A 12,769-nucleotide genomic window follows, 5' to 3' on the forward strand; every position below is an offset into this window, starting at 1 on the left:
AAGCCGGCCTTCCAACTTTCCGAAGCCGGTAATCCCGCCAAGCGGGACCGCTGACGTCAAGCTGATCAACCGATGTTCGGGGAATCCAAAGCTCCTTCACCGGGTTATAGAGTGGGCGGAGATCACTGCCCAGTTATCACTGATGCCATGCGAAAGCAACGACTCGATTTCGTTTTTCTCGAAGCGCTCATTTTCGCGTGCTGGTCACGTCGAAGTTTCCGAGCAAACCGAACATCTTTTCGTGGCGTACTGCCTTCCCCAGCAGTTCGGTAACCTCATTCTTGCCCACGGCTCGACCAGGTGCGCTCATGAAAGAGCTGACGTCGTTTGGCCCAGACTCGTACTGGGTTTTTATCCCCCAGTACGGGTTGACATAAACGGGCATGGTCGGTTCACTGCGCCAGCTTTCGGAAAGTGGCCCCATATCGACGACGTCGTAACCAATCCTGTCAAGGAATTCGATCACCGCTGCCTTTGCATTTGCATGATCGCTGGCAACAGGAAGTGCGCTGCGGTCTTCGGAACCCGCAGGACGAGCCCTGCTTAGCAATCGGATGAAATCCATATTGTTGATTGCGCGAACGACATAGGAACGTGACAGATGGGCTTGTACGAGCTCACTCGTGGAAATTGTGTCGGTCTTGACTTCCTGCATCACACCGTCGCGTTCGGGGTAGTAGTTCAAGGTATCGACGAGAATCTTGCCGGCCAGTAGATCCGCAGGCAGCTTCGCATAGACTGCAAAGGGCACGGCCAGCACGAGGAGATCGGTCGACTCGGCCACTTCCGGCAGGGAGGCAGCGCGGACGCCCGGCCCCAGTTCCGCGACAATATCCGCAAGGGTTTCTGGGCCACGGGAATTGCAAATCGTCACATTGAGGCCAGCGGCGACCGCGAGACGTGCAACCTGGCTCCCAATCATCCCACTGCCGATAATTCCAACTGTATTGTTCATCTAACACTCCTATTTCGGGGCTCGATCACCCGAAGTAACCTGAAAATCGGTGCACAGCGCCTACTGGCGCCGGTGTATGACACCGATCGAAAGCCAATCTTCAGCGTAGCGAAAATCCCACCGCTAGCAGGGCTGCTGCCGCGATGTCCTGGTCCTGGGCGTAGCTACCCCCGGAGATTCCGATTCCACCAACCAATCTGCCTTCAGCAAACAGCGGATAGCCGCCGCCGACCGGCAACATCCTAGGTAGGTTGGACAGAGGAGCCAACTTCGGGTCCGACATATATTCATTCCACGTATGAGTCGGATACCCAAAGGAAGCTGCACTCCACGCTTTATTGACGGCTGCATCGACGGTCAGGAACGCAGCTCCGTCAGTGCGGCTGAAAGCCTTGGTTGCGCCGCCGGCGTCGACGATAGCGACGGAAATGTCGATGCCGAGGTCCGAAGCGGACTTGATCGCCGCCTGGATCAATGCGTCTGCCGCGGATCGCGAAACAGCAGCGGTCGGTACATAGAGAGAAGGTGTCTGTAACATGGCAGGTCCGTAAATGGGATGAGTGGCTGCCATCGTAGCCGCAAGCAAGGGCGGTGATTAGAGGTTAGAATGGAATCGAACTTATAAGCATGGGTTATTTATGCTGCGCCAAAACGTCGAGGGTCTGATTGCTTTTGTTGCTGTGGCGAAGCAGCGAAGTTTCACTAGAGCGGCCGCTCAGATGGGAGTCTCCCAGCCCGCGCTCAGCCAGACTATTCGAGACATTGAACGGCGACTCGGGGTACGCCTGTTGACGCGTACAACCCGAAGTGTTTCGTTAACCGAAGCGGGGGAACTATTACTGCGGACGATAGAGCCGCGCTTTAACGAAATTGAAACCGCGTTGGATTCATTGAATGCAATGCGGGAGCGACCCGCAGGTACGATCCGAATCTCTGCGGGGGAGCATCCCGCTATCACCATTCTTCAACCGGCGTTGGCCAGACTTCTGCCCAGCTACCCGGAGATTAATGTCGAGGTGGTTGTCGACTATCGTCTGATCGACATCGTCGATGAAGGCTACGACGCTGGCGTTCGCCTCGGGCAGAACATTGCGAAGGACATGATTGCCGTACGAATTGGTGCGGACTGGCGCATGGCGGTTGCCGGGTCTCCTTCGTACTTTGCCAAACGCCCGCCTCCCAAGACTCCGGAAGACCTGTCGGATCATAGCTGTATCAACTTGAGACTGCCGACCATGTGGTCGATTCGTCCATGGGAGTTTGAAAAGGATGGGCGAAAAGTAAAAATTTCTACCGAAGGGCAACTGGTATTCAACAATATTGCTCTCCGGCTAAAGAGTGCGCTCGACGGGTTGGGATTGGTCTACCTGCCGGAAGACCAAGTTGACGAGCATGTTTCTGAGGGGAGGCTGGTCCGTGTGCTGGACGATTGGTGTCCGGCGTACTCGGGGTACCACCTGTACTATCCGAGCCGCCGACATCACTCGGCGGCTTTTGCCCTCCTTGTCGATACCCTGCGGTACCGGGATTGAATCAACGTCAAGCCACAGCAATAGTGTCTTGTAGCTCCTTTGGCTCTGGCTAATTGATAAGCCAGTGTTATAAGCTCATTCAAAAAAAACGACTAGCCGAAGCCCGAGAACCGGCGTAAGTTGCGGGCGTCTTGATATGTCTCCGCTGGATGCTTTGCGGCTCAGAGCCGAATGAAGTACTCCGTTCTGTTCGCTCACGAACTTCGGAGAGCGTCGGGGCCCCAACGAGGCAAGGCGGCCCCTAACTATATTTCTTCGCAGCCCGACCTTTAAAGGAGGAATAATTTAAGTGTACGCAATAATTCTTCGTTACAAAGCACCCGTGGTGGTAGTTGATGCACATGCCGAGGCGCACGTTGCATGGCTCAATGAAAATTATGCCGCAGGTCATTTCCTGCTCTCCGGGCAGCAGCGTCCCCGTGTCGGAGGATTTATTCTCGCCGATGCGATAGAGCGCGCCGCGCTTGACGCCGTTCTCAATGCTGATCCGTATGTCCGGATGAACGTCGCCGAGTACGAAGTCCTTGAATTTGGCGTACGGTTTGCCGGTCCGAAGCTCGAATCTCTGATTGAAAGTCTATAGACAGGGAAGCGTATCCACGCGTTCGCTCGTCGATTGTCGACAATCCACTTTCCCGTGTCGACCGACCGCTCCTGGCCGCACGCAGACAAATGATCGAGCTCCCCGGGATCCGCACTGAGCGATTTTGACCGTTTGCAGCCCCGCCTCACCGCGCCGACATGAAATCGAACAGCTTCGCGACGTCGGTGGTCAGCACGGTGCCGGCCTTCACGCCGACCCACAGCGTGCGCGTCGCCCACGCATCGTCGAGCGTCACGACACCGAGCCGAGCCGCCCGCTCGCCGGTCACCGCTTCGCGCGGCAGCACGCCGATGCCGAGCCCGGCCTCGATCATCCGGCTCACGCCGTCGAAATTCGATACCTGGATCCGCAGCTTCAGCGAGCGCTCGGCCGCGAACGCGGCGTCGGTCATGCGCGCGAGCAGCGAACTGCCGTCGCTGAGGCCGACGTAATCCTCGTCGAGCGTATCCGCGAAGCGGATGCGCTCGCGCGCGGCGAACCGGTGCGTGCGTGGCACGAGCAGCACGAGCTCGTCGCGCCGGTACAGCCGCCGTTCGATGCCGGGCGCCGGCACGTTGTCGGCGAATACGCCGAGATCGGCCTTGCCCGACGCGAGCGCGTCGACGATCTCGTGGCTCAGCCGCTCCTCGAGACTCACCTTGATGCCGGGGTTGCCGGTGAGGAACGCAGCGAGATCGGCGGGCAGGAACTGGACGATCGCGGACGTATTGGTCCACACATGGATATGGCCGCGTACGCCGGCGACGTAGTCGCTCATCTCGTGCGCCATCCGGTTGACCTGCTCGATCACCTTCGCCGCATGATCGAGCAGCGCGCGGCCCGCAGGCGTCAGCTCGACGCCGCGCGCATGCCGGACGAACAGCGCGCTGCCGGTCACGCTTTCGAGTTCGGCGATACGCTTGCTGACCGCGGACAGCGTGAGCTGGCCGTGTTCGGCCGCCTTCGTCAGGCTGCCGTGCTCGGCGACGAGCGCGAACACGCGCAGCGACTGCAGATCGAAATGAAGCGGGTTCACCATGTCGTGGGTCCTGGGAAGGCCGTGCGGCGCGGCCGTTGCGGCCTGATGCCGATCATACGCGCGCACGCGCAGGGCCGGTACGGCCCGGCTAGCGCGGCGCGATCGCTTGCAACGTCGCGAGCATCGCGCCGTCCGGCCGGGCGAGATCGTCGAGCACCGCGAAATGCTGCATGTCGGGCAGCCCCACGTGGACGATCCGTTCGCCGGCCGCTTCGCACGCCGTCGCGTAGTCGTGCGCTTGCCGGACGAGTTCGGGCAGCTCTGCATCGCCGACCGCAACGACGGTCGGCGCGCCGGGGCCGATGCGGTGCAGCGGGCTGTACGCGTCGACCTCGCGCGCGGTGAGCTGAAGCTTGTCGTTCAGGCAGCACAGCGAGATCGGTTCGAGATCGACGAGCGGGCTGATCGCGAGCGCCGCGACGACGGCCGGATGCGCGCGATGCATCGCCGTCAGGTGCCCGCCCGCCGAATGGCCGCTCAGGTGGATCGGCCGGTGCGCGGTGCCGAGGCCGTCGGGGTCGGCTGCGAGATGGTCGAGCAGCGCGCCGATCTCGCCGACGATGTCGGTCATCGTCGCGACCGGCGCGAGCGTGTATTCGGCAAGGATGACGTCGAAGCCGCGCGCGAGCGGCCCGCTCGCCGCATACGCGAAATCCTCCTTCGTGCAGTGTTGCCAGTAGCCGCCGTGAATGAACACGAACAGCGGTGCGTCGGGCTGCCCGCACGACAGCCAGTCGAAGCGCTGCGCGGGTTGCGCGCCGTAACGCAGGTCGCGGCGCCCGGGCGTCGCTTCGTACAGCGCCGCGCTGCGCGCCTGGCATGACGCGAGCAATGCCGGGAAATCGGCAACAACCTTCGTGTTCAGGTACGCGGCGTCGAGCGCCGCGCGGTCCATGCCGCGATAGAGGATCGTCATTCGGGAAGCACCAGGGTCGGGTTGCGGATGCGCGGGGCACGTTTGCCGTGTCCGCTGCGAAGGCGGCGACCGGGCCGACGCCGTTGCGCCATTATCCGCAGCGCGGCCACGCGCGGCTATCCGGAATCGGCGGGCGCGGCGCCCGCCTGTCCGCTTTCGGCGAATGGCCGCGACGCCGCGTGCGCAGCATGCCGGTGCTCGCTTGGGCGATCGAGCGCCGCCGGTCAGATCAACTCGGAAATCTCGATCAGGTTCAGGTCGGGATCGCGCACGTAGACCGACCGGATCTTCTGCGTCGCGCCCGTGCGTTCGACGGGCCCTTCGACGATCGGCCATTCGACATGCTTCAGGTGTGCGATCACGTCGTCGAGCGGCACCGACGCGATGAAGCACAGGTCGAGCGCGCCGGGCACCGGCACATGCGCTTTCGGTTCGAACTCCGCGCCGCGCACGTGCAGGTTGATCTTCTGGTTGCCGAAACGGAATGCGAGCCGGCCGGCGCCGAAGGTTTCGAGCTGCATCTGCAGCACCTCGGTGTAGAAATGCTTGGTCCGGTCCGGATCGACGCAGGTCAGCACGAGATGGTCGAGGTGGTCGATCAGCGCCATGAAATTCGCTCCTGTTTCCTGTTCATGAGAAAGCGCGTTGCGCGGGCATGTCGCCGACGTCGGTGCGCGGCGGCAGATGTAGGTCCGAGCGGCGCCCGGCCTTCAGGATCTGGCTCGGCACGTCATGCCCGATCAGCGCGGGCAGCCGGGCCGACGCGGCCAGCACGGCCGCGAGATCGATGCCCGTATCGTAGCCGTCGAGTTCGAGCATGTGCACGAGTTCCTCGGTGCATGCGTTGCCGGTCGCGCCCGGCGCATACGGGCAGCCGCCGAGCCCGCCGAGCGACGCGTCGAAGCGGTCGATGCCGGCGTCGAGTGCCGCAAGCGTGTTTGCGAGCGCCATCCCGCGCGTGTTGTGGAAGTGCAGCGTGAGCTGCAGCGCGCCGAAGCGCTCGCGTGCGCGCCCGGCCAAATCGTGCACCTGCGACGGAAACGCCATGCCCGTCGTATCGCACAGCGTGAAGCCATGCACGCCGAGATCCGCGAAGCGCTGCATCCACGCGAGCACGCCCTCGGCCGCTACGTCGCCTTCCATCGGGCAGCCCATCGCGGTCGACAGCGACACGTTGATCGCGATACCCGTGCCGCGCACCGCATCGATCACGTCGCGCAACTGCGCGAACGACTGCTCGCGCGTCATCCGCAGGTTCGCGCGGTTGTGGCTCTCGCTCGTCGACATCACGAGGTTCACCTCGTCGACGCCGCACGACAGCGCACGCTCGGCGCCGCGCACGTTCGGCACGAGCACCGTATAGACGACGCCCGGCGCGCGCGCGATGCCGTGCATCACGGCCTCCGCGTCGCGCAGTGCGGGAATCGCCTTCGGCGACGTGAACGACGTGACCTCGATCTTCGCGTAGCCGCATGCGCTCAGCGCGTCGACGAGCGCGATCTTGTCGTCGGTGTCGACGAACGCCGCTTCGTTCTGGAAGCCGTCGCGCGTCGCCACTTCGTGGATATAGAGCCGTTTGCGTTGCATGCCCATGTCGCGTTCTCCTGTTTCCGGTTCAGATCACGCCGCGCGTGCGCCAGTCGCCGCGCGTCGCGGCATCGATGCCGAGCGATTCGAGTACCGCATCGGTATCCGCGCCCAGCGCGGGCGCCGGACGCTCGATACGCCCGGGCGTTGCGTCGAGTTTCGGCACGATGCCCGGCACGAGCACGGGCGTGCCGTCGGGCAGCGCGGCGTCGACGATCATGTCGCGCGCGCGGTAATGCGGATCGGCCGCGATGTCGGCCACGTCGTAGATGCGCCCGGACGGGATGCGCGCGTCGTTCAGCGCGGCCAACACGTCGTCGAGATCGTGGCACGCGCTCCATTCGCCGATCGCCGCGTCGATGCGTTCGACCTGCGCGACACGCCCGTCGTTGCGCGTGAGCGCGGGATCGTTGCCGAGATCGGGCCGGCCGATCAGCTCCATCAGGCGCCGGAAGATGCTGTCGCCGTTGCCGGCGATCAGCGCGTATTTGCCGTCGCGGCAGCGGTATGCGTTGGTCGGCGCGATCCCGGGCAGGCTGCTGCCGGCCGCCTCGCGCACCGCGCCGAACGCCGCGTACTCGGGCAGCAGGCTTTCCATCAGGTTGAACACCGATTCGTACAGCGCGACGTCGACGACCTGCCCCTTGCCGCCCTGCTGTTCGCGATGCCGCAGCGCGAGCAGCACGCCGATCACGCCGTGCAGCGCCGACAGCGAATCGCCGAGCGAGATGCCGACGCGCACCGGCGTGCGGCCGGGCTCGCCGGTCAGGTGACGCAGGCCGCCCATCGCTTCGGCGATCACGCCGAAGCCGGGACGGTCGCGATACGGGCCCGTCTGCCCGAAGCCCGACACGCGCAGCATCACGAGCCCCGGGTTGATCGCGGACAGCGCGGCCCAGCCGAGCCCCCAGCCTTCGAGCGTGCCGGGCCGGAAGTTCTCGATCAGCACGTCGGTCTCGGCGACGAGGCGACGCACGACGTCCTGCCCTTCGGGCGTGCGCAGGTCGAGCGTGAGCGAGGTCTTGTTGCGCGACTGCGCGGCCCACCAGACCGACGTGCCGTCGTGCAGCAGCCGCCATTTGCGCAGCGGGTCGCCGACGCCGGGCGGCTCGACCTTGATCACGTCCGCGCCGAATTCGGCGAGCATCCGGCCCGCGAACGGCCCGGCGATCAGTTGGCCGAGTTCCAGCACACGGATGCCGTCCAGCGGTCGTGTCATGACTGTCTCCGATGAAATCGTGTTGTCGATGACGGCGATCATGACGGCGTTCGCGCACGGCGAAAATCGATCGATGCTCAACCCGCCTTTCCGAAACGGAAAGGTGCGCGTTGGCATGAGCGCCGCCTCCGCTTTCGTGCGGCGGGCGTCAGCCTTTCCATACGGGAAAGCGCGCTCGCGCAACGGTCAAACGACGGCGCACGCGCCGCCGGCAGAATCGAACCCGTTCCGCGCCACCGGGCGCCTGTCAGCGAGACCCGCCATGTTTTCTGTTGCCTCTCCCGCGAAGAGTCGGCGGTACGCCGCGGCATGTGGTGTGACGCACGCGACGCATGGCGCTGCGGGAGAGCGTTTCAACCGCGCCAACAGAACGGCCCCGCTCGATTGCTCGAAGCGGGGCCGGCTGAATTCGGGGGCTGCTTACGCCAGCGACTCGGCACGTTACGGGTTCGTGCATCCGCCCTATCTTGCGGCCGGTTTCGAATTCCTGATGGGTTCTACTTTAAGGAATTCGGATCGCCAACGCTGTAGGGCGAGTCTGAAACTGGTCCGTTTCGATTGAGCGCACCGCGCGGCGCGCCGATCTCGACGCGAATGTCAGTAAGCGGACATCTCGACGCAAGGATCGACCTTGGACGGCGAGCAGATGACCGAATACTTGGCGCTCTCGCGCATCAGCGCTTCGCCTTCGTGCAGCGCGATCTTGATCTCGGGGTGACGCTCGTACGCGAGGAATGCCGAGCACACGACCGCGGACATCACGACGAGGGAAAACACAAATTTTTCAAGGGTTTGGAAATGTTCAGGCATGGTTCGACCTATCTCTTAGGCCGTGATTATATCTCGAAATAAGGGTTTTCCCTATAATCCGGCCCGCATACCGAGGATGCATTCAATCGCGCGCGGATCCGATGCTCGCGCCCTTTTTCTCCGTTAATCCGCGCTTAAGCGCCGATCGAACAAGATGGATCGACCGGTTGCGGTGTCCGTGCCGTGCCGGCCGCCCTGTCCTTTTCGGAGATACTGAAGATGAAAACCGCCCTTTCCCTGCTCGTCCTCGCCGCCGCGATCGCGGCGCCCGCCGTGTCGTTTGCGCAGACGGTCAATGGCCCCGTCACGCGCGCCGAAGTCGTCGCGCAGTTGCGGCAGCTCGAACAGGCCGGCTACAAGCCGCTGAAAGGCCAGTACCCGGACGATATCCAGGCGGCCGAAGCGCGCGTCGCGCAATCGTCGGGTATCGGCGCGGAAGCCGGTGCGTCGAGCACGTCCGGCCGTCCGGCGCTGCCGGCAACCGTGTCCGGCCAGGTCAGCCGCGGGCGCTGACCTGCCGCTGCACCCGCCTAGGTGCATGCGGCGAGGCTTTCGCGGGAAATCGGTCGATGGCGTGCCATCAGCAGAGTAGAAGGAACGGCGCGGCCCGCAGGAGCGACCAGCCGCGCATCACGGGAGGGAATCGACCAGGCCGCCGCCCGTGTGCTTCACTGCGGCGCCGACGCGCCGCTCGCCGCATTGCCGGGCCACGCCTTGCCGATCCGGTCGATCAGCGATTTCGCGGTGCCCGTCGCGATCGCCGCGTCGACGCCTGACGTCTGCCACGAGCCGTCGGCAGCCTTCACGAAGGTCAGGTTCGCGCGCGACGGCGTGTAATCGGCATTGCGCCACGTGACCACGACGTCGCACGAGTACGTGCGATCGCCGAGCTTCTTGCAGTCGCCGTCGGGCTTCGCCGACACGACATCGGCCGAGACGGGCAGCGGCTGGCCGAACAGCGCGTTCAGGCCGCCGTGGTTTTCCGCTTCGAGCGCGCGGCGCACGGCGGCGTCGACGTCGTTCGATCCGGGACCGTCGTGGAGCAGGTTGCAGGCGGCCAGCAGCGTCGATGCACAGCCGAGTGTCAGCAGCGTTTGAAACTTCATGGGTATCCGTCGATCGGGTCAATGCCGCGTAGTCTGCAACGTCCGCGCAGCGTTCGCGGTATCCATTTGTAACCAATTGCACGGATGCGCGGGGGCACCGCGCGACCGCGCCTACTGCCGTTCCTGCTTCACGCGGCTGACGAGTTGCGTCGGGCTCACGAACTGCAGCGCGATCACGACCCACACGAGCGTGATGGCCATGTAGATCATCGCCATCGCGTCGATCGACTGCGGCGCACGCACGCCGGTCGAGAACACCGCGTAATACAGCGCGACGACGAGCGTCTGCGTGCTCGGGCCCGCGGTGAAGAACGTCAGCTCGAACATCCCGATCGTGCGCACCAGCACGAGCAGCCCCGCCGCGAGCATGCCGGGCACCAGCAGCGGCAGCAGCACGTAGCGGAAATAGCGCCACGTGTTCGCGCCGAAGATGCGCGCGGCGGCTTCGAGATTCGGATCGATCTGCTCGATGAACGGCGTCATCACGAGGATCACGAACGGCAGCGCCGGCACGAGGTTCGCGAGGATCACGCCCGGCAGCGTGCCGGCGAGCCCGACCTTGTACATCACGGTCGCCATCGGAATCCCGTAGGTCACGGGCGGCACCATCAGCGGCAGCAGGAACACCAGCAGCGCGAAGCGCTTGCCGCGAAACTGCACGCGCGCAAGCGCGTAGGCGGCCGGCACGCCAAGCGCGATCGACAGCAGCACGACCGCGCCGACGACCTCGACGGTCACCCACAGCACGCTCGCGAGCTGGAAGTCCTGCCACGCCTTCGCATACCAGTGCAGCGTGAAGCCCTGCGGCAGCGGCGTGCCGAACCAGCGCGTCGCGATCGAGTTCACCGCGACGGTCGCGATCAGCAGCATCACGTTCAGCAGGAAGAACGCCATCAGCCCCCACACGAGTGCCTTCCATGCGCGGCCGGCGAGGCTGTTTCTCATCTTCTGCGGTTTCCTCGCGTCGACGGGCCGCGCATCGGGCGCGCCGTGCTTCGGCGGCCACGCTCGAGCGGCACGATTGTCGGTCGCCATCAGCCCTTGCCTCCCGTCACCGCGCCCGTATAGAAGAAGCGGCGCGCGCCGAGCATCGAGGCGACCACCAGCAACTGCACGAAACCCATCACGATCGCGATCGCCGACGCGAGCGAGTAGTCGTAGCTCTCGAACGCGGCCTCGGCCGCCGCGATCGAGATCACGCGCGTCGGCCCGGCCGGCGCGCCGAGCAGCACGGCCGACGGGAACACCGAGAACGCCTGCACGAACGACAGGCAGGCGGCCATCGTGAGCCCCGGCACGAGCAGCGGCAGGTAAATCTGCCGGAACTGCTGCCACGGGTTCGCGCCGAGCGTCGCCGCCGCGCGCGCGAGCGTCGGGTCGATGCCGCTGATGTACGACAGCATCAGCAGGAACGCGAACGGAAAGCCCGACACGATCAGCGACAGCAGCACGCCCCAGTAGTTGTGCGTGAGGCGCACTTCGTCCGTGTACAGGTGCAGGCCCTGCAGCGCCTGCGGGAACCAGCCGTTCGGCCCGAAGTACGTGAGCATCCCGTCGGCGACGAGCACCGTGCCGAGCGTGACGGGAATCACGAGCAGCGTCGTGACGAACTTCTGGTACGGCGAATTGCGGCGCAGCGCGAACGCGACGGGCACCGCGACGCCGACGTTGATCAGCGTCGCCGGCACCGCGAGCTTCAGCGTGACGAGCACGGTCGGCCACATCGCGGTGTCGGTGAAGAACAGCGCGTAGTTCGCGAGCGCGCCGCCGCCGTTCATCGGCTGGAACGACAGCACGAGACCGTACGCGAACGGATAGATGAACAGCGCGGCGATGAACGCGAGCGCGGGCGTGACGAGCCAGGCCTTCGCGTCGCGCGGTGCCGCGAGCGTGCTCATGCGGCTTCCCGGCGTGACGGCACTGCGCCCGGGCCGCTCATTTCGGCTCTCCTGCATAGACGAGCGTGCGCGACGGCGCGACGCGCAGCCGCAGCCGCTCGCCTTCCGTGAATTCGCCGGCCACGCGCGCCCAGATCGGGCCGAACGGCGTCATCGCGCGGATCAGCGAATCGCGGCCGCCGTACTCGACCGTGTCGACCGTCGCGTCGAACGTGTTGTCGCCGGCATCGTCCGCGCGCTCGATGTCGTCGGGACGCAGCGCGACCACGACATCCTTCGCGTCGAAGCCGGCCATCGGCACGCCCGCGAGCCGCACGCCGCCGGCCGCGACGTTCACGTAATCGCCGGCCATCCCTTCGAGCGTGAACGGCAGCACGTTGCGATAGCCCATGAAGCGCGCGACATGCAGGTTGTGCGGGCGCGTATAGACGCCCTTCGGCGTCGCGACCTGCTGCACGACACCCTCCTTCATCACGACGATGCGGTCGGCCATCGACAGCGCCTCGTCCTGGTCGTGCGTCACGTAGATCGTCGCGCGTTCGAGCTGCGTGTGGATGCGGCGGATCTCGGCGCGCATCTCGATGCGCAGCTTCGTGTCGAGGTTCGACAGCGGCTCGTCCATCAGCACGAGCGGCGGCTCGATGACGATCGCGCGCGCGATCGCGACGCGCTGCTGCTGGCCGCCCGACAGCTGCCCCGGCAGCTTGCGCTCGTGGCCGACGAGCTGTACGAGTTCGAGCGCCTGCTGCGCGCGCCGCCGTGTTTCCTGCTTCGGCATGCCGCGCATCTTGAGGCCGAAGCCGACGTTGTCGAGCACGGACATGTGCGGAAACAGCGCGTAGTTCTGGAACACCATCCCGAAGCCGCGGCGCTCGGGCGGCAGCACGTCGATGCGCGTGTCGTCGAGCCAGATGCCGCCGCTCGTGAGCGGCTGCAGCCCCGCGATGCAGTTCAGCGCGGTCGACTTGCCGCAGCCCGACGGGCCGAGCAGCGCGATGAACTCGCCGCGCCGGATCTCGAGGTCGAGCCCGTTCAGCGCGGCGACCTGCGCGCCCTCCGCATTGGTGAAGCTGCGGCACACGCCGTCGAGCCGCAACCGTTCGAAACTGTGCTTCATCGCGCGA

General features: G+C 65.0%; 16 protein-coding genes. 4 read left to right on the forward strand and 12 right to left on the reverse strand.

Features of this window, described 5'->3' with window-relative positions; genetic code table 11:
* Nucleotides 1–187 precede the first annotated feature (187 nt).
* Both BFF94_RS13490 and BFF94_RS13495 read right to left on the reverse strand, forming a co-directional pair.
* A complete protein-coding gene (locus BFF94_RS13490) occupies nucleotides 188–955 on the reverse strand; it encodes an NADPH-dependent F420 reductase (protein ID WP_128842682.1) in 768 nt (255 codons plus the stop codon).
* A gap of 100 nt (nucleotides 956–1,055) precedes the next feature.
* Nucleotides 1,056–1,493 carry a GlcG/HbpS family heme-binding protein gene (locus tag BFF94_RS13495; protein WP_128842683.1) on the reverse strand — a complete coding sequence of 146 codons (438 nt, stop codon included), beginning with the start codon at nucleotides 1,491–1,493 and terminating at the stop codon, nucleotides 1,056–1,058.
* Nucleotides 1,494–1,593: 100 nt separating this feature from the next.
* On the opposite strand from BFF94_RS13495, the gene BFF94_RS13500 reads away from it, so the two are divergent.
* Both BFF94_RS13500 and BFF94_RS13505 read left to right on the forward strand, forming a co-directional pair.
* On the forward strand, nucleotides 1,594–2,487 hold the full coding sequence (locus BFF94_RS13500) for a LysR family transcriptional regulator (RefSeq protein ID WP_128842684.1): 894 nt from the start codon (nucleotides 1,594–1,596) through the stop codon (nucleotides 2,485–2,487).
* Between the two features lie 289 nt (nucleotides 2,488–2,776).
* A complete protein-coding gene (locus tag BFF94_RS13505) occupies nucleotides 2,777–3,070 on the forward strand; it encodes a YciI family protein (protein ID WP_128842685.1) in 294 nt (97 codons plus the stop codon).
* A gap of 145 nt (nucleotides 3,071–3,215) precedes the next feature.
* Here the strand turns inward: BFF94_RS13505 and BFF94_RS13510 are convergent, their stop codons facing one another.
* The 5 genes from BFF94_RS13510 to BFF94_RS13530 form a co-directional block, all read right to left on the reverse strand.
* Nucleotides 3,216–4,109, reverse strand: a complete 894-nt coding sequence (locus BFF94_RS13510) for a LysR family transcriptional regulator (RefSeq protein ID WP_128842686.1) — start codon at nucleotides 4,107–4,109, stop codon at nucleotides 3,216–3,218.
* An 88-nt stretch (nucleotides 4,110–4,197) separates the two neighbouring features.
* On the reverse strand, nucleotides 4,198–5,025 hold the full coding sequence (locus BFF94_RS13515; RefSeq protein ID WP_128842687.1) for an alpha/beta hydrolase: 828 nt from the start codon (nucleotides 5,023–5,025) through the stop codon (nucleotides 4,198–4,200).
* Nucleotides 5,026–5,249: 224 nt separating this feature from the next.
* Nucleotides 5,250–5,633 carry a VOC family protein gene (locus BFF94_RS13520; RefSeq protein WP_128842688.1) on the reverse strand — a complete coding sequence of 128 codons (384 nt, stop codon included), beginning with the start codon at nucleotides 5,631–5,633 and terminating at the stop codon, nucleotides 5,250–5,252.
* 22 nt (nucleotides 5,634–5,655) lie between these two features.
* Nucleotides 5,656–6,612: a hydroxymethylglutaryl-CoA lyase gene (locus tag BFF94_RS13525; protein ID WP_128842701.1), complete on the reverse strand. Its 957-nt coding sequence runs from the start codon at nucleotides 6,610–6,612 to the stop codon at nucleotides 5,656–5,658.
* A 28-nt stretch (nucleotides 6,613–6,640) separates the two neighbouring features.
* The gene (locus tag BFF94_RS13530; protein WP_128842689.1) at nucleotides 6,641–7,831 is read right to left on the reverse strand and encodes a CaiB/BaiF CoA transferase family protein; all 1,191 of its coding nucleotides are present in this window, start codon (nucleotides 7,829–7,831) and stop codon (nucleotides 6,641–6,643) included.
* On the opposite strand from BFF94_RS13530, the gene BFF94_RS13535 reads away from it, so the two are divergent.
* The gene (locus BFF94_RS13535; RefSeq protein ID WP_128842690.1) at nucleotides 7,830–8,393 is read left to right on the forward strand and encodes a hypothetical protein; all 564 of its coding nucleotides are present in this window, start codon (nucleotides 7,830–7,832) and stop codon (nucleotides 8,391–8,393) included. The two genes, BFF94_RS13530 and BFF94_RS13535, sit on opposite strands and share 2 nt — an antisense overlap.
* 35 nt (nucleotides 8,394–8,428) lie before the next feature.
* Here the strand turns inward: BFF94_RS13535 and BFF94_RS13540 are convergent, their stop codons facing one another.
* Entirely contained in the window at nucleotides 8,429–8,641 is a 213-nt protein-coding gene (locus tag BFF94_RS13540; protein ID WP_128842691.1) for a hypothetical protein, read from the reverse strand.
* Nucleotides 8,642–8,860: 219 nt separating this feature from the next.
* Between BFF94_RS13540 and BFF94_RS13545 the strand changes: the two genes are divergently transcribed.
* Complete coding sequence (locus tag BFF94_RS13545) at nucleotides 8,861–9,154, forward strand: DUF4148 domain-containing protein (protein ID WP_128842692.1); 294 nt, start codon at nucleotides 8,861–8,863, stop codon at nucleotides 9,152–9,154.
* A 155-nt stretch (nucleotides 9,155–9,309) separates the two neighbouring features.
* Here the strand turns inward: BFF94_RS13545 and BFF94_RS13550 are convergent, their stop codons facing one another.
* The 4 genes from BFF94_RS13550 to BFF94_RS13565 all read right to left on the reverse strand — a co-directional run bounded on the left by BFF94_RS13550 (nucleotide 9,310) and on the right by BFF94_RS13565 (nucleotide 12,762).
* Nucleotides 9,310–9,747, reverse strand: a complete 438-nt coding sequence (locus tag BFF94_RS13550; RefSeq protein WP_128842693.1) for a hypothetical protein — start codon at nucleotides 9,745–9,747, stop codon at nucleotides 9,310–9,312.
* A gap of 111 nt (nucleotides 9,748–9,858) precedes the next feature.
* Nucleotides 9,859–10,782: an ABC transporter permease gene (locus BFF94_RS13555; RefSeq protein ID WP_128842694.1), complete on the reverse strand. Its 924-nt coding sequence runs from the start codon at nucleotides 10,780–10,782 to the stop codon at nucleotides 9,859–9,861.
* Entirely contained in the window at nucleotides 10,782–11,645 is an 864-nt protein-coding gene (locus tag BFF94_RS13560) for an ABC transporter permease (RefSeq protein ID WP_128842695.1), read from the reverse strand. Before BFF94_RS13560 ends, BFF94_RS13555 begins: the two co-directional genes overlap by 1 nt.
* A 37-nt stretch (nucleotides 11,646–11,682) precedes the next feature.
* Nucleotides 11,683–12,762, reverse strand: coding sequence for an ABC transporter ATP-binding protein (locus BFF94_RS13565; RefSeq protein WP_128842696.1), 1,080 nt, complete (start codon nucleotides 12,760–12,762; stop codon nucleotides 11,683–11,685).
* Nucleotides 12,763–12,769 lie beyond the last annotated feature (7 nt).

Source organism: Burkholderia catarinensis, from assembly GCF_001883705.2.
In the GTDB taxonomy this organism is placed as follows: domain Bacteria; phylum Pseudomonadota; class Gammaproteobacteria; order Burkholderiales; family Burkholderiaceae; genus Burkholderia; species Burkholderia catarinensis.

Excerpts from the sequence above, each read along its gene's own strand:
- BFF94_RS13550 (WP_128842693.1), bottom strand. The coding sequence starts at position 9,747 with ATGAAGTTTCAAACGCTGCTGACACTCGGCTGTGCATCGACGCTGCTG.
- BFF94_RS13495 (WP_128842683.1), bottom strand. The coding sequence starts at position 1,493 with ATGTTACAGACACCTTCTCTCTATGTACCGACCGCTGCTGTTTCGCGA.
- BFF94_RS13490 (WP_128842682.1), bottom strand. The coding sequence starts at position 955 with ATGAACAATACAGTTGGAATTATCGGCAGTGGGATGATTGGGAGCCAG.
- BFF94_RS13510 (WP_128842686.1), bottom strand. The coding sequence starts at position 4,109 with ATGGTGAACCCGCTTCATTTCGATCTGCAGTCGCTGCGCGTGTTCGCG.
- BFF94_RS13535 (WP_128842690.1), top strand. The coding sequence starts at position 7,830 with ATGACTGTCTCCGATGAAATCGTGTTGTCGATGACGGCGATCATGACG.
- BFF94_RS13525 (WP_128842701.1), bottom strand. The coding sequence starts at position 6,612 with ATGCAACGCAAACGGCTCTATATCCACGAAGTGGCGACGCGCGACGGC.
- BFF94_RS13500 (WP_128842684.1), top strand. The coding sequence starts at position 1,594 with ATGCTGCGCCAAAACGTCGAGGGTCTGATTGCTTTTGTTGCTGTGGCG.
- BFF94_RS13545 (WP_128842692.1), top strand. The coding sequence starts at position 8,861 with ATGAAAACCGCCCTTTCCCTGCTCGTCCTCGCCGCCGCGATCGCGGCG.
- BFF94_RS13555 (WP_128842694.1), bottom strand. The coding sequence starts at position 10,782 with ATGGCGACCGACAATCGTGCCGCTCGAGCGTGGCCGCCGAAGCACGGC.
- BFF94_RS13520 (WP_128842688.1), bottom strand. The coding sequence starts at position 5,633 with ATGGCGCTGATCGACCACCTCGACCATCTCGTGCTGACCTGCGTCGAT.
- BFF94_RS13530 (WP_128842689.1), bottom strand. The coding sequence starts at position 7,831 with ATGACACGACCGCTGGACGGCATCCGTGTGCTGGAACTCGGCCAACTG.
- BFF94_RS13540 (WP_128842691.1), bottom strand. The coding sequence starts at position 8,641 with ATGCCTGAACATTTCCAAACCCTTGAAAAATTTGTGTTTTCCCTCGTC.
- BFF94_RS13560 (WP_128842695.1), bottom strand. The coding sequence starts at position 11,645 with ATGAGCACGCTCGCGGCACCGCGCGACGCGAAGGCCTGGCTCGTCACG.
- BFF94_RS13565 (WP_128842696.1), bottom strand. The coding sequence starts at position 12,762 with ATGAAGCACAGTTTCGAACGGTTGCGGCTCGACGGCGTGTGCCGCAGC.
- BFF94_RS13515 (WP_128842687.1), bottom strand. The coding sequence starts at position 5,025 with ATGACGATCCTCTATCGCGGCATGGACCGCGCGGCGCTCGACGCCGCG.